The organism is Streptosporangium roseum DSM 43021, from assembly GCF_000024865.1.
Classification (GTDB): Bacteria; Actinomycetota; Actinomycetes; order Streptosporangiales; family Streptosporangiaceae; genus Streptosporangium; species Streptosporangium roseum.
Genome location: NC_013595.1, coordinates 6726141 through 6750155, shown reverse-complemented (window position 1 = coordinate 6750155; position 24015 = coordinate 6726141). Strand labels below are relative to the sequence as shown.

The window sequence follows — 24015 nt, the reverse complement described above, 5'->3', positions numbered from 1 at the left end:
CCAGTTACCTAGTGCGAGAGAGTGACACCATGCGCGACAACGAGGTCGTGAACATCGGTCCGGAGCCGCTGAGCTTCGACGAGGTCGTCAGGGTGGCCCGGCACGGCGCCGCGGTACGTCTCACCGACGACGCCGTGGCGGCCATGGCCGCGGCCCGCACCCGCGTGGACGAGCTCGCCGAGAGCCCCACCCCCGCCTACGGGGTGTCGACCGGGTTCGGGGCCCTGGCCACCCGGCACATCGACCCCTCACTCCGTGCCCAGTTGCAGCGCTCCCTGGTCCGATCGCACGCGGCGGGCTCCGGTCCCGAGGTGGAGATCGAGGTCACCCGGGCGCTGATGCTGCTGCGCCTGCACACCCTGGCCACCGGGCACACCGGCGTGCGGCCGAAGACAGCCAAGGTGCTCCAGGACCTGCTCAACGCCCGCATCACCCCCGTGGTGCACGAGTACGGCAGCCTCGGCTGCTCCGGCGACCTCGCGCCGCTCTCCCACGTCGCGCTCACGATCATGGGCGAGGGCGTCGTCCGCGACGCGTCCGGAGAGCGTGTGGACGCCGCCGAGGCGCTGAAGCAGGCGGGCATCGAGCCCGTCGAGCTCGCCGCCAAGGAGGGCCTCGCGCTCATCAACGGCACCGACGGCATGCTCGGCATGCTGATCCTGGCCATGGACGACCTCGGCCGCCTGTTCAAGACCGCCGACGTCAGCGCGGCCATGAGCGTGGAGGCGCTGCTCGGCACCGACCGCGTCTTCGCCGCCGACCTGCAGGCCCTGCGCCCGCACCCGGGACAGGCGGCCAGCGCCGCCAACCTCCGGGCCCTGCTGGCGGACTCCGGGATCATGGACTCGCACCGGGACGGCACCTGCACCCGCGTCCAGGACGCCTACTCCCTGCGCTGCGCCCCGCAGGTCGCCGGAGCCGCCCGCGACACCCTCGCGCACGCCGCCGCGGTCGCCTCGCGGGAGCTCGCCTCCGCGATCGACAACCCGGTGGTCCTCGCCGACGGCCGGGTGGAGTCCAACGGCAACTTCCACGGCGCCCCCGTGGGCTACGTGCTCGACTTCCTCGCCATCGCGGTCGCCGACATGGCGAGCATCTCCGAGCGCCGTACCGACCGCATGCTCGACGTGGCCCGCAGCCACGGCCTGCCCGCCTTCCTCGCCGACGACCCCGGCGTGGACTCCGGGCACATGATCGCCCAGTACACCCAGGCCGCGATCGTCTCCGAGCTCAAGCGCCTGGCCGTGCCCGCCAGCGTGGACTCCATCCCGAGCTCCGCCATGCAGGAGGACCACGTCTCCATGGGCTGGTCGGCGGCCCGCAAGCTGCGCCGCTCGGTGGACGGCCTGACCCGGGTGCTCGCGGTGGAGATCCTCACCGCGGCACGGGCTCTCGACCTGCGGGCGCCGCACCGGCCCGCCCCCGCGACCGGGGCCGTGGTCGCCTCCCTGCGCCAGTCGGTCCCCGGCCCCGGTCCGGACCGCTTCCTCGCCCCGGAGATCGAGGCGGTGGTCCGGCTCGTCGCCGACAACACCGTCGTCGTCGCGGCGGAGTCGGTCACCGGCCCGCTGGGATAGCGGCGATCACCTCCACCTCGATCAGCAGCCCCGGCCGGAACAGCCGTGACACCTCCACGGTCGTGCTGGCCGGGGGCTCGCCGGTGATGTGCCGGCGCCGGACGGCCCCGTACTCCGGCAGCAGCGACATGTCCGTGAGATGCGTCCGGATGTGGGTCACGTCGTCGAACGTGCACCCCTGGTCGGCGAGGATGCGCGCCAGCGACTCCATCACGTGTTCCGACTGGCGCGTCATGTCGCCCTCGCCGACGACCTGGCCGGCCTCGTCCAGCGCCACCTGACCGGAGACGAACAGCAGGTCTCCGGTCCTGGTGGCATGGGAGTAGAGACCGTTGGTCGCCGGGACCGTCGCCGGGTTCAGCTTCCGCACGCCCGCGCGGCGGGCCGCGCCGACGTGCCCGAAGACGGCCGTCAGGTCCCTGTCACCCAGCCCGGCGGCCGCGGCGCCCAGGAGCCTGTCCCTGGCCGCCGCCGCGAGCGTCTGCGCCGGGTGCGAGGCCAGCACCAGGTCCTTGGCCGCCAGGCCGAGGGCGTAACGCGTCTCGAACGGGCCGTTCTCGACGGCCGGGCGGATCCGCTCGACGAGCGTTCCCAGCGGGGTCTCGCCGAGCACGTCCAGCAGCGCCGCCGTGTCCACGCCGGTCGCCTCACCGTAGGCGAGGGTCTCGGCGAGCAGCACCTGGGCGGGCACCAGCGCGCTCATCACCGCCAGCTTCATCGCGGCGCCCGCGCCGGGCCCTCCGGCCTCCCGGACGTGGCCGAACACCCCGAGCACCTCCCGGCAGCGCGCCAGGTCCTCCGGCAGCCCGCCGGCCAGCACCGTCAGCGTGCCGTCCCGCGCGGGCTGCACGCTGCCCAGCACCGGCGCGTCGACCAGTCCCACCTGCGAGGGGAGCCTGTCGCGGAGCTCGGCCACCGCCTCGGGCCCGATCGTCGACATCTCCACGACCAGCGCCCCCGGCCGCAGGCCGGGGGCAGCGTCGGCGAGCACCCGGCGCACCGCGGCGGGGTCGCTGAGCATGGTGACGACCAGCTCCGCCTCCGCCACGGCCTCGGCGGGGGACGCCGCGCTGAAAGCCCCCTCGACCGTGCGCGGGGTGCGGTTCCACACCGTCACCTTGTGCCCGGCCTCCACGAGCCGCCGTGCCATGAGGGCACCCATATGTCCCAGACCAAGAAAAGAAATCATGTGATCCACGGTAGGGACGGCCAAGGTATTCCACCAGCGACTAGATTGCATGTAAGCCATGCGAAGGAGGAATGTGTTCGACATCGAAGCGCTGCGCCTGCTGGACGCGGTGGCCCGCGCCGGATCCTTCACCGGGGCGGCGGCCCGGCTCAACTACACCCAGTCCGCGGTCTCCCGGCGCATCGCCTCCCTCGAACAGCAGGCGGGCGGCCCGCTGTTCGACCGGCTCGCGCGCGGGGTACGGCTGACGCCCGCCGGTGAGACGCTCCACCAGCACGCGCGGGTGGTGCTGAACCGGCTGGCCAGAGCCGCCGACGAGCTGGCCGGCATCCACGGCGGCTACAGCGGGCGGCTGCGCGTCGGGGCGTTCGCCACCGCCAACGTCGCGCTGGTCCCGGGTGCCCTGCGGGCCTTCCGGCGGGAGTTCCCCGAGGTCGGCCTCGCCCCGGTCGAGGGGCCCAGCGGCGGCCTGCTGCGCCGGATGCGCGAGGGTGAGCTGGACGTCGCCGTGGTCAGCGACTACCCGTCCGGCCTGCCGTACGACGACGAGGTGGAGATCATCCCGCTGGTGGAGGACGAACTGCTGGTCGCGCTGCCCGGAGACCATCGGCTGGCGGGGCGGGAGAGCGTCGACCTGCGCGAGCTGCGGGAGGAGACCTGGATCGAGGCGCCCCCGCCCGGCCGGACGACCAGGCTCGAAGAGGCGTGCGCCCGCGCCGGGTTCGCGCCCCGCGCCACGGTCAGGATCGCCGAGTGGACCGGCAAGTTCGGGTTCGTCGCGGCAGGGCTCGGGATCACGCTGGTGCCCGCCATCGCCGCGCCGGCCGTGCCGCCCGAGCTCGTGCTCCGCTCCCTGGGCGATCTCGCCCCGCACCGGACCGTCTACGCCGCCCTGCCGGGCGCGCCGCTGCCCGCGGCCCGCACGCTGGTACGCCTGCTGTCCGAGGCGGCGGGACAATAGCGGAGTGCATGACTCATTTGCGCATGTAGGTGGCCGTTTGGCCACCCGGCTCCGCGACATCACCACCGACCTGGCCGCACTCGACGGCGAGGGCTGGTGGGCCGTCGTGGTCGACTACGAGGGCAAGGTCACGTGCGCCAGGTTCGACGACGTCCGGCCCGCCCCGCTGCCCGTGCCCCGCGGACCCTGGCGCGGGCCGCACCCGTCGTCGTGGCGGAGCTCGCTGGACCGGGCCGCCTACGAGGACGGCGTGCGCCGCATCCGCGCCTACATCGAGCGGGGCGAGGTCTACCAGGCCAACCTGTGCCGGGTGCTGACCGCGCCACTGCCCGGGGACCCGGACCTGCCCGCGCTGGCCGTACGGCTGGCCGAGGGCAACCCTGCACCCCACGCCGCCACGGTGAGCCTGCCCGGCCTGGGCGTGGTGTCGGCCTCGCCCGAGCTCTACCTGGCCAGGGACGGTGACGCGATCGAGTCCAGGCCGATCAAGGGGACCGGGGTCACCGCGGAGGACCTGCTGGAGAAGGACTACGCGGAGAACGTGATGATCGTCGACCTGGTCCGCAACGACCTGGGGCGGGTCGCCACGGTCGGCTCGGTGAGCGTGCCGGCGCTGTGCGAGGTCGAGGAGCATCCCGGCCTGGTGCACCTGGTCTCGACCGTCCGGGCCCGGCTCGCGCCGGAATTCGGCTGGCCGGACCTGTTCTCCGCGACCTTTCCTCCTGGCTCGGTGACCGGTGCCCCGAAATCTTCTGCCCTGAGCATCATCAATGAACTCGAACCCGGGCCACGCGGGCCGTACTGTGGGACTGTGGGCTGGGTCGACGCAGACCGGCACCGAGCGTCGCTGGCCGTGGGCATCCGCACCTTCTGGCTCTCGTCCGGCGATATCCACTTCGGCACGGGCGCGGGCATAACCTGGGGCAGTGATCCGGAGCGCGAGTGGCGCGAGACCGAGTTGAAGGCCTCCCGGCTCATCGCGCTCGCTTCCACGTCAGGTTCAGCAGGTTCAGGAGGAGTCGTATGAACGTGCCCGTATGGGTCAACGGGAAACTTATCGATCCGGAGCAGGCCACCGTCTCGGTGTTCGACCACGGTCTGATGGTCGGGGACGGCGTCTTCGAGACCATCAAGTGCGTCAACGGCGCCTCCTTCGCCCTCACCCGCCACCTCGACCGGCTCCGGCTCTCCGCCCAGCGGATGGACCTGCCCGAGCCCGACGTCGACGCGATCACCGAGGGCATCCGCGCCTGCCTGGCCGAGGCGCCCCCGTGGCAGCTCGGCCGGATCCGGGTCACCTACACCAGCGGCCCCGGCCCGCTCGGGTCCGACCGGGGGGACAAGGGCTGCACCACGGTGGTGATCGTCGACGAGCAGAAGCCGTTCCCGGCCACCGCCGACGTCACCGTCGTGCCCTGGCCGCGCAACGAGCGCGGCGCGCTCGCCGGGGTGAAGAGCACCTCCTACGGGGACAACGCCAAGGCCCTGTTCTACGCCAAGGCCAGGGGCGGCGGCGAGGCGATCTTCCAGAACCTGGCGGGCGACCTCTGCGAGGGCACCGGCAGCAACATCTTCATCGTGCGCGAGGGCCGCCTGCTCACCCCCACGCTGTCCTCCGGCTGCCTGGCCGGGGTCACCCGGGCGCTCACGCTGGAGTGGTGCGGCGGCTCCGAGGAGGACGTCCCGCTGTCGGCCCTCTACGAGGCCGAGGAGGCGTTCCTGACCTCCACCACCCGTGACATCCAGCCGATCCGCGCGGTCGACCAGACCGTGCTGCCGGCCGCGCCCGGCCCGATCACCGCCAAGGCGATGCGGGTCTTCGCCGAGCGCGGCGCCGCCGACCTCGACCCGTGACGGGTCACCGCGGGTAGGACACCTGGGTCTGGGCGTTCAGCTCCTTGATCGTGACCTTCTTGGCCGGATCGGTCAGCGGGTCGTCGATCCGGAGCACGTCCAGGCCCTTGGTGATGTCGCTGGAGTAGATGTGGCCGTTGTAGTAGTAGGCCGACCACGAGCCGCCGACCCCCTCGACGGGGCCGCGCTCGAAGAAGCCGATCTCCCGGGGGTTGTCCGCGTCGGTGAAGTCCAGGATGGACACCCCGCCCTGGTACCACGACTGGACCATGATGTCCTTGCCGGGAACCGGCAGCAGAGACCCGTTGTGCGCGACGCAGTTCTCGTCGGGCTGCTGCTCCCTGGGGATCTTGAAGTAGCCGCGGAGCCGGAGGGCGCGGCCCTCGCTGAGGTCGTACACGGCGTCCGCCCCGTGGTTCTTCGGCGTGCCGGAGTCGCAGGTGGCGCTGACACCGCCGCCCAGCTCGTCGCCGAAGACCACCTTGGTGGCGTCGTTGTTGAACGTGGCCGAGTGCCAGATCGAGAAGTTCTCCTCGTCGCGCACGTGCTGGAGCACCTTGGGGTGCACCCTGTCGGAGATGTCCATCAGGATCCCGTCGCCGAAGCACGCGGCGGCGGCCAGGTCCTTCTCCGGGTAGGCCGTGATGTCGTGGCAGCCGCCCAGGCCGTCCTCACCGTCGCCTTCGGAGAGCACCGGCTCCGAGACCACCTTGGCGCCGGCGGGATCGGCGGTCGGCACCTCGACCACGGAGATCTTGTTGTGCGGTGCCGGGCAGGTCGTCGACTCGGGCTCCGGGCCGGGGGAGGAGACGTAGAGGTAGACCTTCTTCCCGTCCTTGCCCGGGACGAGGGTGTGGGTGTGGGAGCCGCAGTCGGTGCGGACCGCCGACACGAACCGGGGATGGGCCTTGTCGGCGATGTCGAAGATCCGGATGCCCTCCCAGCCGCCTCTGCCGCCGTTCCTGCCCGATTCGGCCGCGCAGTCGGGGCCCTCGCGCGGCGAGTCGACCGACAGGAACAGCAGGTCCCCGCTCACCGAGATGTCGTTCTGCTCGCCGGGGCAGAGCACCCGGCTGACCGCGGTGGGCTTGGCAGGGTCGGACACGTCGAACACGCTGAAGCCGTCGTAGTTGCCGACGAACGCGTGGTCGCCCTGGAAGGCCAGGTCGGTGCCCCAGGCCTGGGGGCCGTCGAGCGGGGCCTGCGGCGGCACGTTGGCCACGTGCGTGACGTTGGCGCTGTGCGTGACGTCCCCGGAGGCCGTCGCGCCCGCCGAGGCGGCCGCGGCCGGCGCGGTGGCCGTGGTGGAGGCGGCCCGGGGGACGGCGGGTTCGGCGTCCGCGCCGCATCCGGCCACAACGAGTAACGCCACCAATCCGAATGCCACGCTTGATCGCACAGTGCCCCCATTACACCGATTACCTTGCCCCATTATTGAAGGTATGCGGGGAATGCGTTGGTTGTATGGGGTTATCGTCACGATCTCGATGACATCGGTCCTCGCCGGCTGCGCGGCGGGCGGGACCGGAGAACGGGCCCCGCTGGTCGCGGGCACCGGAGCCCCGGTGATCATTCCGGGAGGGCCGGGCGACGCGGGCCGTACGGCGGAGCCGGGGGAGCGGCTCGGGGCGTCGGAGGCCCGCGTGTCGGCGGCCGACGTGCGGTTCGCCGAGGGGATGATCCCGCACCACCGGCAGGCGCTGGAGATGGCGGCGCTGGTCGCGCCCCGGTCGTCGTCGGCGGTCCTGCGGACGCTCGCCGGCAGGATCACCGCCGCGCAACGGCCCGAGATCGCGGCACTGTCCTCATGGCTGAAGGCCGTGGGCAGGCCTCCGGAGGGGCACGCCGATCACACGGTCACCCTGGAGCAGATGAACCGGCTCAGGGCGGCCAGGGGCGCGGCCTTCGACGAGCTCTTCCTGAACCTGATGATCGCCCACCACGAGGAGGCGATGACCATGGCCAGGCGGCAGCTCAAGGACGGCACCGACCGGGCGATGCTGGCCACGGCCAAGGACGTGCTGTCCGGGCAGGGGGTCGAGATCGCCCGGATGAGGAGGCTGCTCCGGGGCTAGGTGCAGCCAGGTCCCGGAGCCGGGGGCGCGGACACCGGGGCGCCGGCGTGGACCGGCCGCCCTGCGGGCCGCGCGCGTGGGGTCAGGAGCTCCAGAGCATGTTGCTGAGCTCGGCGTCGAGGTCCATGAAGTCGGTCTCGCGACCGGCGGGGACCAGCTCGTAGGTGCGGTGCAGGAACTCCGTGAGCGGAGCCAGAGGCACCTCGAACAGGGCCTGTCCGAACGGTGACGTGAGACTGATGTGCAGGGTGCGCTCGCCGTCGGCGCGCGCGGGCCACACCTGGACGTCTCCGTCGCCGACCCGTCGCACGATGCCGACTGTCAGCAGTTCGCGGGCAAAGATCCACTCGACCGGTTCGTCGTTCCCCACATGGAAGGCCATTCTGATCGCGTAAGGATCATCGGCCGTGTAGCTGAGTCCGGCGAGCAGGGGGACGGTGGTACGGTCGGGGACCACAAGCCGAAGGCCAAGCTCGGCAGAGACGGTGGCGCTGTTCATCGTCAGCCAAACCTTTTTCGTCGTCGGTCCCCTCTTCGGGGCTTTCACTGCTCTGACGGACTCTGTCCCGAGCTATGACGCGGAACAAAGAAACCTGTAGGAAAGATTCCGCCTCCAGGCCCTTCTGTAACACACATCACAGCGCGACATTTGGGCATCTACCTGGCTAAACATCGCCAACAGGGCCTTATTTGCAAGGGTTTTGCGTATCGTTTTGGTCACCGTCGACTCCCCTGTAGGGGCGTCTCGGGCGATAGAGGTCCAGCTTGGGTCGTTCGGTGCTTCTGCGGATCAGGACGATGCTATGACACCGTAGCCCCCCGCCGGACGCATCCCCAGACCTTTGGTTCATGACCGTGTCGCCCCTCGTGATCATCTCTGGTCCCGGCGCCGCTTCGCCAGCGCTCCCGGATTGCGGTATGGTTTTCCACGTCGGCACCGCGAGGAGCCAGACGGGGCGGGCGATTAGCTCAGCGGGAGAGCGCTTCGTTCACACCGAAGAGGTCACTGGTTCGATCCCAGTATCGCCCACAGGTAGTAGACGCAGGTAGAGGCCCGGAGGTTGCCAACAATCTCCGGGCTTTTTGCTTTCCGGGGCCGATCGATGTCCGATTTTGGGAGCCTTGCGGGGGTAGATCTCGAAAACCCGCCCTCAGCGGTACGGCTCCTCTCGTCATGGTCATCCTTCCGCCTCCGCCGGAGGCGGACCCCGGCCGGCCGCGGTCACCCCGCGCCACCGAGGGCGTCGGCCACGGCGCCGCCGAGTGGGTGACCGGCGAGCGGGCATCCCTCACACCGAACGTCGCCGAGGAAACAGGACACAGGACACCGTCGGCTTGCGTGCTTTTGCGTTAGCGTGTCCTCCCTCAGCTGGGGACTCACGGGGAGAAGACGACCGTTGGCTGGCAGAGGAAACGATCCCGTCGTGGTGGTCGGGCTCGGCAGGTTCGGCAGCTCGCTCGCCGTGGAGCTCGCCCGCAGGGGCACCGAGGTGCTGGCCATCGACAGCCGCCCCAAGGTGGTGCAGAGCCTGGCGGGCAAGCTCACCCATGTCGTCGCCGCGGACTCCACCGACCTGGAGGCCCTGCGCCAGCTCGGCGTGCCCGACTACTATCGGGCGGTGGTCGCCATCGGCACCGACATCGAGTCCAGCATTCTCACCACGTCCCTGCTGGTCGAGCTGGAGATCGAGGACGTCTGGGCCAAGGCGGTCAGCCGCGATCACGGGCGCATCCTGGAGCGCGTGGGCGCCCACCACGTGATCCTTCCCGAGCACGACATGGGGGAACGCCTGGCCCGCCTGCTGAACGGGCGGATGCTCGACTACATGGGGGTGGACGGCAACTACGCGCTGGTCAAGACCAAGCCTCCCCGGGAGTTCGTCGGCGTCCCCCTCGCGCGGTCCGGCCTGCGCCGCAAATACGGGGTGACCGTGGTCTGCGTCAAGGGCCAGCACGACGAGTTCACCTACGCCGCGGCGGACACCGTCCTGAGCTACGGGGACGTGATCATCATCGCGGGCACGGTCGAGCAGGTGGAGCGGTTCACCGAGCTGCCGTGACCGGCCGCCCGCGGCCGCGGACCACGCGGTTCCACCGTGAAACACGCGTTCCCGGGCTGGAGACCGTCCACTCCTGGCCGTGAACCGGGATCCGGCCGCCGGCCACGCACTCCCGGCCGCGCGGGGAGGGGCGACTCTGTCCCCCCGTCACATCGCGCGCTCCCCGTTTTTGGCGGGAGGCCATAGATCGGGGCCGGTGAACGCGATCACAATCGCCTCCTGACCGCTGTGGCACCGGCCTGCCGGGAGGGACCATGCCCGACCTCCGTCACGTTCCCCGAGCGCTCGCGGTGGCCGCGGTCCTGGCGGCCGCGCTGCTGCGTCCCCCCGCGACGGCCGCCGGCGAAGGCCCCGGCCACCCCTGGCTGGACCCCGCCAGGCCCGTCGCAGAGCGCGTGGAGCTCCTGCTCGGCGCGATGACGCAGGACGAGAAGCTGAACATGGTCCGCGGGCACGGCCTCGGGCTGATCCCCCGGGGACGGGTGGCGCCCGTTCCCCGCCTGGGCATCCCCGAGCTCCGCATGCACGACGGCCCGCACGGCGTGAGCGACGTGAGCGGTGTGACCGCCTTCCCCGCGCCGGTCACCCTGGCCGCCACCTGGGACACCTCCCTCGCCCGCCGGTTCGGGGCCGCGCTCGGCGCCGAGGCGAGGGGCAAGGGCGTCAACGTCCACCTCGCCCCCGCCGTGGACATCCTGCGGGTGCCGCAGTCGGGAAGGGCCTGGGAGAGCTTCGGGGAGGACCCCTATCTCGCCTCCGCGATGGCGGGGGAGGAGGTCGCCGGGATCCGGGGGCAGAACGTCATCGCCGCCGTCAAGCACTACGTCGGCAACAACCAGGAGACCGACCGCATGCGGGTCGACGCCGTGATCGACGAGCGGACGCTGCGGGAGATCTACTACCCGCCCTTCGAGGCCGCCGTCACCGCCGGGGCCGGCGCGGTCATGTGCGCCTACAACAGGGTCAACGGCCCGTTCGCCTGCGAGAACCCCCAGACGCTCACCGCCGCTCTGAAGGACTCCATGGGCTTCGGGGGCTGGGTCATGTCCGACTGGCTGGCCACCCGGAGCGGGCAGAAGGCCGCCCTGGCCGGCCTGGACCAGGCGATGCCGGACGACCCGCTGTTCGCCGCGAACCTCAAGGTGGGGATCGCCCTGGGGACGTTCCCCGCCGCGCGGCTCGACGACATGGCCCGGCGCGTGCTCACGCCGATGTTCGCCGACGGGCTCTTCGAGACCGGGTACGGCGCGCCGGACCGGGACGTCCGCACCCCCGAGCACACCGCCCTGGCCCGCGACATCGCGGTCTCCGGCACCGTCCTGCTCAAGAACCGAGACGGGATCCTGCCGCTCACCGGCGGCCGGATCGCCGTCATCGGGACCGCCGCGCACGACAACGTCGAGATCACCTCCGCCGGCTCCGGCCGGGTGCTGCCGCCCTACGTGGTCACGCCGTACCAGGGCCTCGACGCCAGGGCCGGAGGCACCGCGACCTACTCGCCGGGAGACGCGGAGGGGGCGCTGCCCTGGGATGTCGACAAGCGGCTGCGCGACGCCGCCGACGCGGCCCGGCGGGCCGACGTCGCCGTGGTCGTGGTGGGCCTGTCCTCCCAGGAGGGGGAGGACAGGCCGGACCTCGGGCTGCCGGGCAACATGGAGACGCTGATCGAGACCGTCGCCGCGGCCAATCCGCGTACGGTCGTCGTGCTGACCTCCCCCGCGCAGGTCCTCATGCCCTGGGCCGGCCGGGTCAAGGGCGTGGTCTCGGCCTTCATCGGGGGGCAGGAGCTCGGCAACGCGCTCGCGGCCGTGCTGTACGGCGACGCCGACCCCGGCGGTCGCCTGCCGATGACGTTCGCCGCCCGTGCCGCCGACTACCCGGCGAGCACTCCCGAGCAGTTTCCCGGGGTCGGTCACCGGCAGGTCTACAGCGAGCGGCTGCGGGTCGGCTACCGGCACTTCGACGCGACCGGCCTCACGCCGCTGTTCCCCTTCGGGCACGGCCTGTCCTACACGAGCTTCTCCTACGACTCCCTGTCGATCTCCGGGGCCACGGTGCGGGCCAGGGTGACCAACACGGGCTCACGCGCGGGCGTCGCCGTACCGCAGCTGTATCTCGGGTTCCCGCCGGAGGCGGGAGAGCCGCCCCGGCAGCTCCGCGGGTTCGCCAGGCTCCGGCTCGCGCCGGGGGAGTCGGCGACCGTCGCCTTCCGGCTCCCGGAGCGGGCCTTTCAGGTCTGGACGTCCCAGGGGTGGAGTACCGTGCGCGGCGACCACACCGTCCAGGTGGGCGCCTCCTCGCGGGATCTCCCCCTCAGCGGGACGTTGACCCGCTGAACAGCCGATGCCGCCGGGGGCGCGCCCTAGACTGGGCGCAACTACTAGAATGGAGTTCGGTAGTCATGCGGATCGGACTGTTGATCGACGAGCCCCAGGGGCAGGACGTGCTGGGCAGGCTCCGGGGGCGGATCGCCCGCGCCGCCGACGACGGCTTCTCCTCGGCGTGGATGTCCAACATCTTCGGCCTCGACGCGCTGACCGCGCTGGCCGTGGCCGGCAGCCAGGTGCCGGGGATCGAACTCGGCACCGGCGTCGTCCCCACCTACCCGCGCCACCCGGCGGTGCTCGCCCAGCAGGCGCTCACGGCCAACGCCGCCCTGGACGGGCGGCTCGCGCTCGGCATCGGCCTGTCACACCAGATCGTCATCGAGGGCGTGTACGGCTACAGCTTCGACAGGCCCGCCCGGCACATGCGCGAATACCTGTCGGTCCTGGTGCCGCTCGTGCGCGGGGAGCAGGTGGCGTTCGAGGGGGAGACCCTCAAGGCGCAGCTCGGGCTGACCACGCCGGGCTCCGGGGACATGCCCGTGCTCATCGCCGCGCTGGCCCCGCGCATGCTCGGGCTGGCCGGCGAGCTGGCCGACGGCACCGTGCTGTGGATGACCGGTCCCAAGACCGTGGCCGAACACGTGGTGCCCGCCGTCACCGAGGCCGCCCGCGCCGCCGGGCGGCCCGCGCCGAGGATCGTCTGCACGCTCCCGATCTGCGTCACCGGCGACGTGGAGGCCGCCAGGGCGCGCGCGGGCGAGGTGTTCGAGATCTACGGCCAGCTGCCGTCCTACCGGGCGGTGCTCGACAGGGAGGGGGCCGCGGGCCCGGCCGACGTGGCGATCGTCGGCGACGAGGACGCGGTGGCCGCCCAGATCGAGTCGCTCGCCCAGGCGGGGGTCACCGACTTCGTGGCCGCCGAATACACCTCGGACCGCCGGACCCGGGAGTTCCTCAGAACCCTGCTCTAGGAGCTCGCCCCGGAGGGCCCCGCCCCGCCCGCGCGGGATCGCGGGGCCCGCCTCCCGGACCACCAGGACATGACGGCCCAGCGGGTGAGCGCCGACAGGGTCGAGCCGACCGACAGCGCCGAGCCGATGGAGAAGGCCGACGTGGCCGAGCCGATCGACCCGACCGACAGCGCCGATCCGATCGAGAAGGCGGAGGCGACCGAGCCGATCGACCCGACCGACAGCGCCGAGCCGGCGGATCCCAGGGATCCGACGGACAGGATCGAGCCCGCGGACCCGACGGACAGGATCGAGCCCGTCGACCCGACGGACAGGATCGAGTTCTTGGAGCCGATGGACCACAGCGAGTTCTGATTTTCCGGCATGGAGGCAATCATGCTCCATCCGCGGCCGGTCGTGATCTACAGGCGGCCCGTGATCCGCGGACGGTCCGCGTCACGCGGGTGATCGGCGGTCTACGGGCCGTCCGTGGCCCGCAGGTGGTCGCGGACGAGGGCCCCGAACTCGGCCTCGAACAGGTCGTAGCGGTGCCTGAGGCCGTCGCCGGGCCAGTCGCCGGGCAGCAGGCCGGCCGGCAGCAGGGGGTCGGCCAGCAGGTGACGCAGCGCGGCGGCGGCCAGGGCGAACCGGCCGGAGATGGTGGCCGCCGCGTCGAAGGCGCTCTGCAGCGCCCGCGCGTGCCGGGCCCAGGCGGGCAGGTCCCACAGGGATCCCGCCAGCCGGGCGGGGTCCTCCTCCGGGACCGCCCGCAGGAAGGCGCACTGGCCGGCGACGACGGCGGGCCGGTCCCTGCTCAGGTTGTCCGGCCGCATCCACACGCCCTCGCGGATCTCGGCCAGGCGCAGCGCCGCCATGGCCTCCCGGAGCGCGGCCCGTTCGGCGGCGGGCCGCCGCTCGGCGGTCACGATCGCGACCTCCCACGCGCCGTCCCAGGCGCGGGTGCTGGGCGAGCGGCTCTCGTCCTGGCGGGCCTGCCGCAGGCGGAGGCGCTCGCTGAGCTCGTAGAAGCCGTCCGGCTGGCCGAGGTCGCCCGCGGCGACCATGCGTGACAGCGCGACCCGGACCGTGCCCTCGGAGATGCCGAACAGGGCGCCCACGCGGACCAGGCGGCCTGCCCTCAGCCGCGGGGGGTGGGTGCCCAGCAGCGTGCTGAGGATGACCGAGCGCGCGGTCAGCGGCCGGAGCCCGAGCGGGTCGTCTTCGTTCGTCATCGCTAGCCGCCGAGTTTAGTCGTCCATCCGGGGATTACATCTTTTCTCCATGTGTCGGAGAAGCGTAATGTCCAGGCATGGCTTCCTACCTCATAGAGCCGGTCGACCGGCTGCCCTTCGGCGGCCCGGACAAGGCCCGGCGTTACGCCACCGAGCGCTACCGGGGCGCGGCCGGCCTCAACTGGTACGGCTCCGACCCCACGCTGCGCTTCCTGATGCACCGCCACCTCGGCGCCGGCGCCCTGGAATGGGCGGCCCCCCACCTGGAACGGGCGGGTGCGCTGATGGGCGGCCCCATCCTCGAACACGCCGAGGAGACCGACCGGAACCCGCCCCGGCTGGAGAGGTACGACCGGTGGGGCCACGACGTCAGCCGGATCGTCATGCCGCCCTCCTTCGAGGCGGCCCGCCGCGAGCTGGTCGCGGGCTCCTTCACCCGCCCGGAGTTCGCGCGGGAGGCCAAGGCCGCCGGCGCCGACCCGGTGACCATGGGGCTGGCCTGGAACTACCTGCTCTACCAGGCCGACATCGGGATGGGCTGCGCGCTCGGCACCGGTGGCGACATGGTGGTGCTCATGGCCGAGGCCTTCGCCCCCCAGGACGTCAAGGAACGGGTCCGGGAGATCTTCGCGGACGGGATGTTCTCCGGCGAGGCCGCGCAGATGTTCACCGAGCGCACCGGCGGCTCCGACCTCGCCGCCCTGGAGTCCACGGCCACCCCGGCGGGGGACGCCTGGCGGCTGAACGGCCTGAAGTGGTTCGCTTCCAACGCCAACGGCTCCGCCTTCGTGGTGCTGGCCAAGGCCGAGGGCGGCCCCGACGGCAGCCGGGGCGTCGCGCCCTTCCTCGTGCTGCGCGAGCGCCGCGACGGCGGCCACAACGGCATCCGGGTCCGCAGGCTCAAGGACAAGCTGGGCACCAGGTCGGTGGCCTCGGCGGAGATCGAGTTCACCGATGCCGAGGCGTTCCTGCTGGCACCGGAGAGCACCGGCACCGGCGACGGCAAGGGCCTGGGCCGGATGATGGAGCTGACCAACGGCGCCCGGCTCGGGATCGCCACGATGGGCCTGAGCTGTGCCCGGCGCGCCCTGGTCGAGTCGCTCTGCTACGCCCGCAGCCGCGAGGCCTTCGGCGCCGCCCTCATCGACCAGCCGCTCATGCGCCGCAAACTGGCCGAGCTGATCGTCGAGGTCGAGGCGGCCCAGGCGCTGGTGTTCGACGGGTTCCACACCAGGCTGCGGCTCGGCCCGGCCCTGATCAAGCTCAGGGCCGCCCGCCTGGGCGTCACCGCGGCCAGCGACGCGATCGAGGTGCACGGCGGCAACGGCTACATCGAGCAGTGGCCGGTCGCCCGCATCCTGCGCGACGCCCAGGTCAACCCGATCTGGGAGGGCGGGGACAACATCCTCTGCCTGGACGTGCGCCGGGCCGTCAAGAAGGACCAGCACCTGCCGTTCTTCGACCGGCTGGCGGAGGCCGTACGGCATGCGCCGCCCGGTGACGACCCCACCGCGCTGCTGGTGTCGGACCGGATCGACCGGCTGCGCGAGGCCCTGGGCCGGTGGCGCGGCCTCGACCCGGTCACCGCCGAGGCCAGGCTCTTCCCGCTGGCGCAGTTCATGGCCGACGTCTACGCCGCCGCGCTGCTGCTGGAGCAGGCCGGATGGGAGCGCCGCGAGCTCGGCGCCGACCGCAAGGCACTGGTCGCCCGCCTCTACGCCCGCGCCCACCTCGCCGACCAGGGCCCGTTGCGCGGCATCGACCACGCCGCCGAGGACCTCGAACGGTTCAAGGACCTCGCCGACGGCGCCTTCGCCGACGACCGGCCCTGACCCGGCCCCCACGGACGCCCGCGCCCCGCCGTGACCGGCGCGAGGGAGCCCGCGCCCCGCCGCCTCAGCCGTCATCATGGGCCGGGCCGGGAGCGGGCCGGTCGCCGATACCCCGGCGGGACTCCCTCCGGCACCGCCGTCGCCGGTCCGGATCACCGATAACGTCGGACCGTGCACCACCCCCGCAACGCCCTGCAGGCCCTCGCCGGGCGGCCGCTGCGCTTCCTGCGGTCGGCGTGGCCGTGGCGCTCGCTGGCGTACCTGCTGTCGGGCGCGGTGTTCGGCGTCGTCGCGTCCCTGGTGGTCTACGTCGCGCTCACCGCCGGAGTGATGGCCGCCGTGGCGCTGGCGGCGGTCGCCGCCGTGCCCGGCGGGCTGGTGGCGGGCCGCTTCGAGCGGTGGCGGCTGCGGCTGGTCGACGGGGTGCCTGCCGCCGACCCGCACGAACGGCCCGGCGCTCCCGGCCCTCGCGGCTGGCTGCGCACCCGGCTGCGGGAGCAGGCCACCTGGCGCGAGGCCGGCTACGCACTGCTCTCGGTCCTCGCGCTGTGGTGGGTCGACCTGGGGGCGATCGGCGTCGGCGGCGTGCTCCCGGGCGTGCTGCTCACCGCGCCGCTCCAGCCGGACACGCCCCTGTCCCTCAGCCTGCCCCTGGCCCTGGCCGGAGCGGTGATCATGCCGACCGCCGCCTACCCGATCACCGCCTGGGCCGGGGCCCGCGCCACCATGGCCAGGGCGCTCCTCGGGTCTCCCGACCCCGAGCTGGCCGAGGTCGTCCGGTCCCGGGCCCGACTGGTCGACGCCTTCGAGATCGAACGGCGCAGGATCGAGCGGGACCTGCACGACGGCGCCCAGCAGCGGCTGGTCGCGCTGACGCTGAAGCTCGGCATGGCCCAGCTCGACCTGGAGCCCGGTTCCCCGGCCGCGGAGCGGGTCGCCGAGGCGCACGAGGAGGCCATGCGGGCCCTGGCCGAGCTGCGGGAGCTGATCCGCGGGGTGCACCCGCGGATCCTCACCGACCTCGGGCTGCCCGAGGCGGTGCTTGACGTGGCCGGGCGCTCACCGGTCCCGGTGGAGGTGGACATCGTGCTCGCGCGGCGGCTGCCCGCGGCGACCGAGACGACCGCCTACTTCGTGGTCAGCGAGGCGCTCGCCAACGTGGCGAAGCACAGCCGAGCCGCCCGCTGCCTGATACGCGGCCGCCTCACGCGGGAGAGCCTGGTGATGGAGATCAGCGACGACGGCGAGGGCGGAGCCGATCCGGTCTCGGGCACCGGGTTGGCCGGGCTGGCCGACCGGGTCGCGGTGCTCAGCGGCACGATGTCACTGTCCAGTCCGGCCGGAGGGCCGACCACACTGAGGGTGGAGATCCCATGTGCGTAGTCCCGGCCGGCGGCTCGTCGCCGTGGTGGGTGGAGGTCCCGTGCGGGTAGTCCTGGCCGAGGACGCGGTCCTGCTCCGGGAGGGGCTGGTCGGCCTGCTGGAGCGCTTCGGCCACACCGTGGCCGCCGCCGTCGGCGACGCGCCCTCGCTGATCGCCGCCGTCGAGGAACACGCGCCCGACATCGTGGTCACCGACGTGCGGATGCCGCCCGGATTCACCGACGAGGGACTGCGCGCCGCCGTCACCCTGCGTGCCAGGCGGCCCGGCCTGCCGGTGCTGGTCCTCAGCCACTACGTCCAGCAGGCCTATGTCGCCGAGCTCATGGACGCCGGCGTCGGCTACCTGCTCAAGGACCGGATCGGCCATGTCAAGGAGTTCGCCGACGCCCTGGACCGGGTGGCCGCCGGCGGCACCGTCGTCGATCCCGAGGTGGTCAGGCAGCTGCTGACGCGCCGTCGCGACCCGCTGCTGCGCCTCACCCCCAGGGAGCGCGAGGTGCTCGCCCTCATCGCCGAAGGCCGCTCGAACGCCGCCATCGCCCGGACCCTCGTGGTCACCGAGGCCGCGGTGGCCAAGCACATCGCGAGCATCCTCGCCAAACTCGACCTCCCTCCGGCCGGGGACGACCACCGCCGGGTCCTCGCCGTCCTCGCCTATCTCCGCGGATGAGCCGGCCTCCGGCTCCATGGCGGCCAGGCGGGCCCTCGCGGGCCTTCCGCGGCCCCCGGGGGAGATCAGAGGCCGAAGGCGCTCAGGGCCGCCCAGGCCGAGCCGGCGCCGACGACGGCCCCGGCGGCGACCTGGGCGGGTGTGTGGTGCCTGAGCCGCACCCGGGCCCAGCACACCGTCGCCACGATCAGCATGCCCGCCACGAGGGTCGGGGCGGCGGGCAGCACCTGGGCCAGCACCACCACGGTGCCCGCCGACACCGCCGCGTGGAAGGAGATCTTCCATCTGAGGGTGATCGGGACCGTCAGCGCGAGCGCGGCCAGCATCGCTGTCACCGTGGCGACCAACAGCCGGGGCGCGCCCAGGGAGGCCAGCAGCACCAGCGTGACGAGCACCGCCATGACCGCCACCAGCAGCGGCTTCGTCCGGCTCGCCCGGTCGACCAGGTGATGGGAGTCCAGCCGCCCGGAGCGGACGCCGGCCAGGATCACCCCGGCGGGGATCCCGCCGCACAGCGCCGACGCCACCAGCCCCCACCCGGCGCCCGGCCAGCCGTCCGCCACCAGCCCGACGGCCGGAGGCAGCGCGATGACCAGCACCTGGGGCGCGAACAGTCCGGTGACCCACCGCGCGAGCGCCGTCGTGTCCCTCTCGCCGTGCGCCGCATCCCGACCGGTCATTCCACTCCCATCGCCACAGGGTCCGTGGCACAAGCCTGTCAGGTGCGCGGCTCCGAGATGAACTTCCGGAAGTCGTCGATCCTGGCGGGTTGGGGCGGCTGCCCCTCGGTGCCGGGCCGGGGGAGGCGGTCCAGCATCTGGGTGCCGACGATGTGCCGGCCCACCACGGCGTGCAGGCGCACGACGCCGCCGGACAGGTTGCGGAAGCCGTGCGGGGTCCCCGCGGGAACGAAGATCACCGTACCGGGGCCGACGACACGCCGCTCATCGCCCAGGCGGGCCTCGGCCTCGCCCTCGTCGATGATCAGCAGTTCCTCGGTGGTGTGGATGTGGAGCGGGATGCCCTCGCCGGAGGCGAGCCGCTCGAAGCCGACGACGAGATCCTTGACGTAGTCCCCGTCGGGGGAGACGGGGTCCATCACGGCCCACATGGACGACCCCGGCTTGTAGTTGTCCGGATCGCTCTCGGGAAAGGGCAGGTAGTCGGGCGTGTCGATGATTGCCATGAGCATCAGCCTCCCCGCCGGGAGGCGATGGCGGAAGAACGCACTTCCGTGTGCGCCGGTGACGCGCGGATAACCGTCCAGCTCACCGTGCCGGGGCGCCGGAGAACGGCGCGCGGTCAGGACGCGCGGCCCCGGCGGGCTCAGTCGTTGGCGTGCAGGGCGCTGTTGAGCTCCACGCCGGTGCCCTGGCGGGACACGACCTCGACGGCGCCGGTGGTGGAGTTGCGGCGGAACAGCAGACCGGAGGCGCCGGAGAGCTCGGCGGCCTTGACGGTCCGGCCGTCGGGGAGGGCGACCTTGGTCCCGGCGGTGACGTAGAGGCCGGCCTCCACGACGCAGTCGTCGCCGAGGGAGATGCCGACGCCGCTGTTGGCGCCCAGCAGGCAGCGACTGCCGATGGAGATGACCTGCTTGCCGCCGCCGGACAGGGTGCCCATGATCGAGGCGCCGCCGCCCACGTCGGAGCCGTCGCCCACCACCACGCCCGCCGAGATGCGCCCCTCGACCATGGAGGCGCCGAGCGTGCCGGCGTTGAAGTTGACGAAGCCCTCGTGCATCACGGTCGTGCCGGTGGCCAGGTGCGCGCCGAGGCGGACGCGGTCGGCCTCGGCGATCCGGACGCCGGAGGGCACCACGTAGTCGACCATCCGGGGGAACTTGTCCACGCCGTAGACGGTCACCTGGCCGCGGGCCCGCAGGCGCAGCCGTACCGACTCGAAGCCCTCGACCGGGCACGGGCCGTGGTTGGTCCACACCACGTTGCTCAGCACGCCGAACAGCCCGTCCAGGCTCTGGCCGTGCGGCTGGACGAGGCGGGCCGACAGCAGGTGGAGGCGGAGGTAGGCGTCGTGGGCGTCGGCGGGCGGCTCCGACAGCTTGGCGATCCCGGTGTGGACCGCGACCACCTCCACACCGCGGTCCTCGTCCGGGCCCAGCAGGGCGGCGACCGCGGAGCCGAGCGCCTCGACGGCCTCCTCCGGGGTCAGCCGCCTGGTGCCCGGAGTGGAGGGCTCACCCAGTCGGGGGGAGGGGAACCAGGTGTCGAGCACCGTCCCGTCCGGAGTGATGGTCGCGATGCCGGCACCGTGGGCGCCTGATGTCTGTGCTGCTGCGTTCACGCCGACCAAGCCTAGTCAAAGCCGGTGCAATGGCAGTACGCCGAGGGAGGGTTGGACGTGTGCGCGTGTCGCCGGGGTCATTAGCGTGGCCGCCATGTTGCGTGGCATCGATGTGTCGAACTGGCAGGGCGCCGTCGACTGGGACCGCCATGCCAACAACGGGGTCTCCTTCGCTTTCGCCAAGGCGACGGAGGGAAGCACCTTCACCGACAGGTGGTTCGGCAGGAACTGGACCGGCATGCGGGAGAACTGGATGGTCTGCGGGGCCTACCACTTCGCCCGCCCCGCCGGCGATCCCGAGTCGCAGGCGGGGCACTTCCTGCGGGCCGTGGAGCGGGCGGGCGGCATGCGCCGCGGCGACCTGCTCGCCCTCGACCTGGAGACCAACGACCACCTGCCCGCCCGCCGGGTGGCCGGCTTCGCCCGCCGCTGGTGCCAGGCGGTCACCGCCCAGGCCGGGGTGCGTCCGGTGATCTACACCTTCCTGACGTTCGCGCTGAACGGCAACTGCGCCGGGCTGGAGGAATACCCCCTCTGGATCGCCGCGCCCGACGACCCGCGGGGCAGGCCGGATGTGCCGGGGCCGTGGGACAGGTGGACCATCCACCAGCACTCCAACGTCCCCGTGGACCGCAACGTCTTCCGGGGCACCCGGGCCGATCTCACCTCGCTCGGCTACCGCCGGCGCCGCAACCTCAGAGATATCCTGTAGCGGACACCGGTAGCATCGATGGCCAGACCTAAATGTCGCCGTCTTTCAGGGAGTCATCGTGTCCGCCGTGCCAGAACTTCGTATCACCCTCGCCGGAGCCGAGCGTGTGGTGGCGGAGGGCACGACGTACGGCGAAGCGCTCCAGGCCGACGGCCGCTCCGTGGTCGCCGCCCGCGCGAACGGCGAGCTGAGGGACCTGGCGGCCCGCGTGGCCGAGGGGGACGAGGTCGAGCCGGTCGAGGTCGGCAGCCCCGACGGCCGGGCGATCGTGCGCCACTCCACCGCCCACGTGATGGCCCAGGCCGTCCAGGAGCTGTTCCCCGAGGCGAAGCTGGGCATCGGCCCGCCGGTCGACAACGGCTTCTACTACGACTTCGACGTCAAGAACCCGTTCACCCCCGAGGATCTCAAGCGCGTCGAGAAGCGCATGCGCGAGATCGTCAAGCAGGGGCAGATCTTCTCCCGCCGGCCCGTCTCCGACGAGGACGCGCTCGAGGAGCTGGCGGCCGAGCCGTACAAGCTGGAGCTCATCGGCCTCAAGGGCGGTGCCGGCGCGCAGGCGGACGGGGCCGACGTCGAGGTGGGCGGCGCCGAGCTGACCATCTACGACAACCTCGACCCGAAGACCGGCGACCTGTGCTGGAAGGACCTGTGCCGCGGCCCGCACGTGCCGACCACCCGGTCCATCCCGGCCTTCAAGCTGATGCGCTCCGGCGGCGCCTACTGGCGGGGCAGCGAGAAGAACCCGCAGCTCCAGCGGATCTACGGCACCGCCTGGGAGTCGCGCGACAAGCAGGACGAATACCTCCACATGCTGGAGGAGGCCGAGAAGCGCGACCACCGCAGGCTGGGCGCCGAGCTGGACCTGTTCAGCTTCCCGTCCGAGCTGGGCAGCGGCCTGCCGGTCTTCCATCCCAAGGGCGGGATCATCCGCAAGGAGATGGAAGACTACATGCGCAGGCGGCAGGGCGAGGCGGGCTACGAGTTCGTCAACACCCCGCACATCACCAAGTCGCAGCTGTTCGAGACCTCCGGTCACCTGCCCTGGTACGCCGAGGACATGTTCCCGCCCTTCGAGCTGGAGGGGGTCGAATACCGCGTCAAGCCGATGAACTGCCCGATGCACAATCTGATCTTCCGGGCGCGCGGGCGGTCCTACCGTGAGCTGCCGCTGCGGCTGTGCGAGTTCGGCTCCGTCTACCGCTACGAGAAGTCGGGCGTCGTCCACGGCCTGACCCGGGTGCGCGGCATGACGCAGGACGACTCGCACATCTACTGCACCCGGGAGCAGATGGTCGGCGAGATCAAGAGTCTGCTCACCTTCGTGCTCAGCGTGCTGCGCGACTTCGGCCTGTCGGAGTTCTACCTGGAGCTGTCCACCCGCGACGACTCCGACAAGTTCATCGGTGATCCGGCCGACTGGGACGAGGCCACCGACGCGCTGCGCCAGACGGCCCTGGAGTCGGGGCTCGAACTGGTCGACGACCCGGGCGGCGCGGCCTTCTACGGCCCCAAGATCTCGGTGCAGGCCAAGGACGCGATCGGCCGTACCTGGCAGCTGTCCACCATCCAGCTCGACCTCAACCAGCCCAAGCGGTTCGAGCTCGAATACCAGGCCGCCGACGGCAGCCGGCAGACGCCCGTCATGATCCACCGGGCGCTGTTCGGGTCGATCGAGCGCTTCCTCGGCGTCCTCACCGAGCACTACGCCGGCGCCTTCCCCCCCTGGCTCGCCCCGGTCCAGGTCGTCGGCATCCCGATCGCCGAGGCTCACGCGTCCTACCTGCAGGACGTGGCCAAGAGGGCTCGCGAGCGGGGCATCCGGATCGAGGTGGACGCCTCCGACGACCGGATGCAGAAGAAGATCCGCAACGCGCAGAAGTCGAAGGTGCCGTTCATGCTCCTGGCGGGCGACGAGGACATCGCCAACGGCGCGGTCTCCTTCCGTTTCCGCAACGGTGAGCAGAAGAACGGCGTGCCGGTCGACGAGGCGATCAACGAGATCGTCGACGCGATCGAGCGTCGCATCCAGGTCTGACCCGGGCCGATCCGGTCTGATCTGTCACGGGGAGTACGGCGGGCCGCCGCGGCGGCCCGCCGTACCGCTGTCCGGAGGTCCGCTCCGGGGTGGGCGGGTCCGGCCGGGACGGTCCGCCGTAGGCCCGTCTGAGGCCGCCGCCGGGGCGGCGGGCCTGAACGCGGCGGCCCGCCGTACCGGGTGGCCTGGGCTCTCTCAGGGCTCGGCAGGCGCCTCCGGGTGGTCCTCGCCGGGCAGGCGCACGTCGTCCACGTTGACGTTGACCTCGACGACCCGCATGCCCAGCATCCGGCTGACCGTGCGGGCCACGTTCGTCTTGACCTCGTTGGCCACGTCCATGACCACGTGGCCGTACTCCGCCACGATCGCCACGTCCACCGCGACCGTGCGGTCCTGGACGTGGGCGCTCACGCCCCGGGGGCCGCGCCTGGCGCCGGCGCGCTCGCGGATCGGCACCACCGCGTCCGTGAGACCCGAGCCCAGGTCGGCGACGCCGGCCACCTCGAGGGCGGCGAGGGCGGCGACCTTCTCCACGACCTCGTCGGCCACCTTGATCCGTCCCTTGACCACGGCCGCGGCGACCGCCTCGGCGACCGGCTCCGGATCGGCCGCGGAGGCCACAGGCGCCACGGGGGGCACCGAGGGGATGGTGATGGGAGGCGTGGAGGGGATGGAGGAGGTGGACAGGCTCAGGGAGAACGGGCGGGCGGCGGTGGTCGTCTCAGCGGGAGAGTCGGTCTCCTCGGTGATGTCCTCGACGGAGACGTCGGTCATGGGGTGCTCCTCGGCTGTTGATGGTCACGCTCGCTGGGATTCTGCCGGAAATCTGCACCTTTTGTTCGCCGCGGCCG

General features: G+C 72.3%; 22 protein-coding genes and 1 tRNA gene. 15 read left to right on the top strand and 8 right to left on the bottom strand.

Annotated elements, in window-relative coordinates; all coding sequences use genetic code 11:
* Nucleotides 1-29 precede the first annotated feature (29 nt).
* Nucleotides 30-1577, top strand: coding sequence for a histidine ammonia-lyase (gene hutH, locus SROS_RS29695; RefSeq protein WP_012892617.1), 1548 nt, complete (start codon nucleotides 30-32; stop codon nucleotides 1575-1577).
* Here the strand turns inward: hutH and SROS_RS29690 are convergent.
* A complete protein-coding gene (locus SROS_RS29690) occupies nucleotides 1558-2766 on the bottom strand; it encodes an NAD(P)-binding domain-containing protein (protein WP_012892616.1) in 1209 nt (402 codons plus the stop codon). The two genes, hutH and SROS_RS29690, sit on opposite strands and share 20 nt — an antisense overlap.
* Before the next feature lie 73 nt (nucleotides 2767-2839).
* Between SROS_RS29690 and SROS_RS29685 the strand changes: the two genes are divergently transcribed.
* Genes SROS_RS29685 through SROS_RS29675 form a run of 3 tightly spaced genes read left to right on the top strand, consistent with a single transcriptional unit; the run spans nucleotide 2840 to nucleotide 5581 of the window.
* On the top strand, nucleotides 2840-3727 hold the full coding sequence (locus SROS_RS29685) for a LysR family transcriptional regulator (RefSeq protein ID WP_012892615.1): 888 nt from the start codon (nucleotides 2840-2842) through the stop codon (nucleotides 3725-3727).
* A gap of 4 nt (nucleotides 3728-3731) precedes the next feature.
* Nucleotides 3732-4754 carry a chorismate-binding protein gene (locus SROS_RS29680; protein WP_012892614.1) on the top strand — a complete coding sequence of 341 codons (1023 nt, stop codon included), beginning with the start codon at nucleotides 3732-3734 and terminating at the stop codon, nucleotides 4752-4754.
* Nucleotides 4751-5581 carry an aminotransferase class IV gene (locus SROS_RS29675; protein ID WP_012892613.1) on the top strand — a complete coding sequence of 277 codons (831 nt, stop codon included), beginning with the start codon at nucleotides 4751-4753 and terminating at the stop codon, nucleotides 5579-5581. The genes SROS_RS29680 and SROS_RS29675 overlap by 4 nt, the downstream gene beginning before the upstream one ends.
* Before the next feature lie 4 nt (nucleotides 5582-5585).
* Here the strand turns inward: SROS_RS29675 and SROS_RS29670 are convergent, their stop codons facing one another.
* Nucleotides 5586-6938 (bottom strand): LVIVD repeat-containing protein, encoded by a 1353-nt coding sequence (locus tag SROS_RS29670; protein WP_012892612.1) that lies wholly within the window; start codon nucleotides 6936-6938, stop codon nucleotides 5586-5588.
* 130 nt (nucleotides 6939-7068) lie between these two features.
* On the opposite strand from SROS_RS29670, the gene SROS_RS29665 reads away from it, so the two are divergent.
* Nucleotides 7069-7656, top strand: a complete 588-nt coding sequence (locus SROS_RS29665; protein WP_148269241.1) for a DUF305 domain-containing protein — start codon at nucleotides 7069-7071, stop codon at nucleotides 7654-7656.
* Nucleotides 7657-7738: 82 nt separating this feature from the next.
* Here SROS_RS29665 and SROS_RS29660 read toward each other — a convergent pair whose 3' ends face one another.
* A complete protein-coding gene (locus tag SROS_RS29660; RefSeq protein ID WP_012892610.1) occupies nucleotides 7739-8155 on the bottom strand; it encodes an SsgA family sporulation/cell division regulator in 417 nt (138 codons plus the stop codon).
* Nucleotides 8156-8614: 459 nt separating this feature from the next.
* On the opposite strand from SROS_RS29660, the gene SROS_RS29655 reads away from it, so the two are divergent.
* The 5 genes from SROS_RS29655 to SROS_RS51285 all read left to right on the top strand — a co-directional run bounded on the left by SROS_RS29655 (nucleotide 8615) and on the right by SROS_RS51285 (nucleotide 13368).
* Nucleotides 8615-8686 (top strand) — tRNA-Val (locus tag SROS_RS29655).
* 367 nt (nucleotides 8687-9053) lie between these two features.
* Complete coding sequence (locus SROS_RS29650) at nucleotides 9054-9716, top strand: potassium channel family protein (RefSeq protein ID WP_012892609.1); 663 nt, start codon at nucleotides 9054-9056, stop codon at nucleotides 9714-9716.
* 254 nt (nucleotides 9717-9970) lie between these two features.
* On the top strand, nucleotides 9971-12052 hold the full coding sequence (locus SROS_RS29645; protein ID WP_012892608.1) for a beta-glucosidase family protein: 2082 nt from the start codon (nucleotides 9971-9973) through the stop codon (nucleotides 12050-12052).
* A gap of 65 nt (nucleotides 12053-12117) precedes the next feature.
* Nucleotides 12118-13014, top strand: coding sequence for a TIGR03564 family F420-dependent LLM class oxidoreductase (locus SROS_RS29640; RefSeq protein ID WP_012892607.1), 897 nt, complete (start codon nucleotides 12118-12120; stop codon nucleotides 13012-13014).
* Nucleotides 13015-13083: 69 nt separating this feature from the next.
* Complete coding sequence (locus SROS_RS51285) at nucleotides 13084-13368, top strand: hypothetical protein (protein WP_012892606.1); 285 nt, start codon at nucleotides 13084-13086, stop codon at nucleotides 13366-13368.
* Nucleotides 13369-13469: 101 nt separating this feature from the next.
* On the opposite strand, the gene SROS_RS29630 is transcribed toward SROS_RS51285, so the two are convergent.
* Nucleotides 13470-14225, bottom strand: coding sequence for a PaaX family transcriptional regulator C-terminal domain-containing protein (locus SROS_RS29630; protein ID WP_012892605.1), 756 nt, complete (start codon nucleotides 14223-14225; stop codon nucleotides 13470-13472).
* 77 nt (nucleotides 14226-14302) lie between these two features.
* Between SROS_RS29630 and SROS_RS29625 the strand changes: the two genes are divergently transcribed.
* The 3 genes from SROS_RS29625 (at nucleotide 14303) to SROS_RS29615 (ending at nucleotide 18110) form a co-directional block, all read left to right on the top strand.
* Nucleotides 14303-16057, top strand: coding sequence for an acyl-CoA dehydrogenase family protein (locus tag SROS_RS29625; protein WP_012892604.1), 1755 nt, complete (start codon nucleotides 14303-14305; stop codon nucleotides 16055-16057).
* Between the two features lie 171 nt (nucleotides 16058-16228).
* Nucleotides 16229-17440, top strand: coding sequence for a sensor histidine kinase (locus SROS_RS29620; protein WP_012892603.1), 1212 nt, complete (start codon nucleotides 16229-16231; stop codon nucleotides 17438-17440).
* Between the two features lie 40 nt (nucleotides 17441-17480).
* The gene (locus tag SROS_RS29615) at nucleotides 17481-18110 is read left to right on the top strand and encodes a response regulator (protein WP_012892602.1); all 630 of its coding nucleotides are present in this window, start codon (nucleotides 17481-17483) and stop codon (nucleotides 18108-18110) included.
* Nucleotides 18111-18175: 65 nt separating this feature from the next.
* Here the strand turns inward: SROS_RS29615 and SROS_RS29610 are convergent, their stop codons facing one another.
* The 3 genes from SROS_RS29610 to dapD form a co-directional block, all read right to left on the bottom strand.
* Nucleotides 18176-18790, bottom strand: coding sequence for a hypothetical protein (locus SROS_RS29610; protein WP_012892601.1), 615 nt, complete (start codon nucleotides 18788-18790; stop codon nucleotides 18176-18178).
* A gap of 38 nt (nucleotides 18791-18828) precedes the next feature.
* A complete protein-coding gene (locus SROS_RS46290) occupies nucleotides 18829-19296 on the bottom strand; it encodes a cupin domain-containing protein (protein ID WP_012892600.1) in 468 nt (155 codons plus the stop codon).
* Between the two features lie 140 nt (nucleotides 19297-19436).
* Nucleotides 19437-20414, bottom strand: a complete 978-nt coding sequence (dapD, locus tag SROS_RS29600; RefSeq protein ID WP_012892599.1) for a 2,3,4,5-tetrahydropyridine-2,6-dicarboxylate N-succinyltransferase — start codon at nucleotides 20412-20414, stop codon at nucleotides 19437-19439.
* 94 nt (nucleotides 20415-20508) lie between these two features.
* On the opposite strand from dapD, the gene SROS_RS29595 reads away from it, so the two are divergent.
* Nucleotides 20509-21126: a glycoside hydrolase family 25 protein gene (locus SROS_RS29595; RefSeq protein ID WP_169369400.1), complete on the top strand. Its 618-nt coding sequence runs from the start codon at nucleotides 20509-20511 to the stop codon at nucleotides 21124-21126.
* A 58-nt stretch (nucleotides 21127-21184) separates the two neighbouring features.
* Nucleotides 21185-23164 (top strand): threonine--tRNA ligase, encoded by a 1980-nt coding sequence (gene thrS / locus SROS_RS29590; protein WP_012892598.1) that lies wholly within the window; start codon nucleotides 21185-21187, stop codon nucleotides 23162-23164.
* 195 nt (nucleotides 23165-23359) lie between these two features.
* On the opposite strand, the gene SROS_RS29585 is transcribed toward thrS, so the two are convergent.
* Complete coding sequence (locus tag SROS_RS29585; RefSeq protein WP_012892597.1) at nucleotides 23360-23938, bottom strand: Asp23/Gls24 family envelope stress response protein; 579 nt, start codon at nucleotides 23936-23938, stop codon at nucleotides 23360-23362.
* Nucleotides 23939-24015 lie beyond the last annotated feature (77 nt).